Source organism: Tepidimonas charontis, assembly GCF_007556685.1.
In the GTDB taxonomy this organism is placed as follows: domain Bacteria; phylum Pseudomonadota; class Gammaproteobacteria; order Burkholderiales; family Burkholderiaceae_C; genus Tepidimonas; species Tepidimonas charontis.
Window position 1 is genome coordinate 1 of record NZ_VJON01000104.1, and the last position, 874, is coordinate 874.

Genomic DNA, 874 nt, shown 5'->3' on the forward strand with positions numbered 1-874 from the left:
ATCGCTTCCGGCTCCAACATCTCCTGCACTCCGCAAACCACACGGCGCACAGGATCTACCTCAATGTGCTTCGTTTCCAACGATGGCCTCCTTGCGAACGAGGGGGTCAGTTCCTCGTGTCGCTAGGGGGTCAATTTACGGTGTCGCCTGACACCCGGGACGCAGCCGACGAACTGCGATCACGGATCTTGTCTGCGTGCGGCCAGGAGCACGCAAGGCGACTCGCCGTTGGTACGTTCCACTCTCTTGCGCTAGCGCAACTGAGGCGGGCCAGCCGGACGCGGCCGCCGCGCCTGCTCTCTGAAGGTGAACGCCTGGCAGTCCTGCGCAGGTGCTGGAAGCAGCATGCGCCGAACATCCCGTTCGACGACGTTGTACAAGCCATCGACGCGAGCAAGGCCAGGCTTACCCCCGTCCCGTTTGCCGACCCGCAGATCGAGGCCGCGTTCAATGGCTACCAGGAACTCATGGAATCCGAGGGCGCGATCGACTTCGCGGACCTGTTGCTGCTGTCGGTTCGCCGAATGGCGCGCGGGGACATGCCACCACTGCCGATCCGCTGGCTGCTGGTTGATGAGGCGCAGGACATGGACGAAGTGCAGATGGAGTGGATTCTGCTCCACGGCCGCGCCGGTGCCGAGGTCACCCTGGTTGGTGACGACGACCAAAGTCTGTACGCCTTCCGCAACGCTCTGGGATACGACGGGTTGAGAAGAGTCGCGGTCGCTCTGTCCGCAACAGAAACGAGGTGGAGTCAATAATCAAGTGCAACACCCCTGATCTGCCCTGCACTCGACCCTGCCGCCGTCCCATGGGAACCCACTACCAGCACCTGAGCGCCGAAGAGCGCGCCACCATCATGATCCTGCTGCAG

At 62.8% G+C, this 874-nt stretch carries 1 protein-coding gene; it reads left to right on the top strand.

Going from position 1 to position 874, the window contains the following annotated elements:
- The coding region (locus Tchar_RS13555) for a UvrD-helicase domain-containing protein (RefSeq protein ID WP_144329494.1) at positions 1–761 on the top strand (761 nt) is incomplete at its 5' end.
- Between the last annotated feature and the right edge of the window lie 113 nt (positions 762–874).